The 960-nt window shown below is 47.9% G+C and carries 1 protein-coding gene and 1 pseudogene; both read right to left on the bottom strand.

Features of this window, described 5'->3' with window-relative positions:
• Positions 1-263, bottom strand: a pseudogene (locus R8N47_RS23895) (copper transporter); the annotation flags it as partial.
• 218 nt (positions 264-481) lie between these two features.
• Positions 482-907 (bottom strand): hypothetical protein, encoded by a 426-nt coding sequence (locus R8N47_RS23890; RefSeq protein WP_318185936.1) that lies wholly within the window; start codon positions 905-907, stop codon positions 482-484.
• Between the last annotated feature and the right edge of the window lie 53 nt (positions 908-960).

The raw sequence follows: 960 nt of genomic DNA, 5'->3' as shown, positions 1-960 counted from the left end.
TCCATCAAGGTTGCGCTGGCTACGCCTGTTTCACGCATCGCTTCCGATTGAGCATAGAACTGTTTACGGTTGCCATCGTTGCTCAACGCAATGCTAATGAGGTTTGCTAGCTCATTGGTTGATTGGGCTTGGATTGATTGAGCTTGCGCTTCTTGTTGTGCTTTCGTATTGGTTGGCGATTGCGCCACCACATTGAAAGCCGGTAGGGCAACCAGAGCCAGTGAGCATACTGGTGCCACTAAGCGATTTGGGTTGAATTCCATAATTTACATCCAAATTGATACCAAGCTCTTTTGCGTTTCGGGAACGATTGAACCGAGCGGGAGAGCGTTGGTATTTGCCAAACGGATGACGCACTTTTTTATCGCTAAATAGCAGGTAACAAAAAGAGTTACGAGCGAATAGCTGAGGTGAGCACGCTATCAGTTGGGCGCAAAGAAACTGCCTGCAAAGGGATGCAGGGTCGAATGCTTTGTATGGATTAAACTATCGGAGGCCGATACAAATCATGGGTGACTTGTACCACTGGTGCGGTGATTTCTGAGGCAATGGATGCGCGATAAGCCAGTGGGGATAGCTGGCTGACAGGGGCTGGTAACGGGACGAAAACGAATGAACAAGATGCTGTGCAGCAATTGTGGATCATGCCGGAGCCATCAACACAGCTCATGGTCATTTCTGTAGAGTCGGAGCTCAACGATGAGGCCATCTCCATGCTCATGCTCATGCTCGGGGAGCCGCAGTGATCGTTCGCGCTTGCCATTTCTGTCATGTGTTCAGGCATCATAGCGCCACTCGACATCATTTTGATACTCATTAAAGGTGCGCTGTTAACCACGCTAGATACCAGCAGTATCAGCGTTGTACATAACGTTAGACAAATTGTATGCAGTGATTTAAGGCGCATACGGAGACCAGTCAAAATGAGTGTAAATAACGAATAACCGCTTAATAATAAAG

It is taken from the genome of Vibrio sp. 2132-1 (assembly GCF_033344315.1).
This window is presented reverse-complemented; position numbering and strand designations above follow the sequence as displayed.

Excerpts from the sequence above, each read along its gene's own strand:
- R8N47_RS23890 (WP_318185936.1), bottom strand. The coding sequence starts at position 907 with ATGCGCCTTAAATCACTGCATACAATTTGTCTAACGTTATGTACAACG.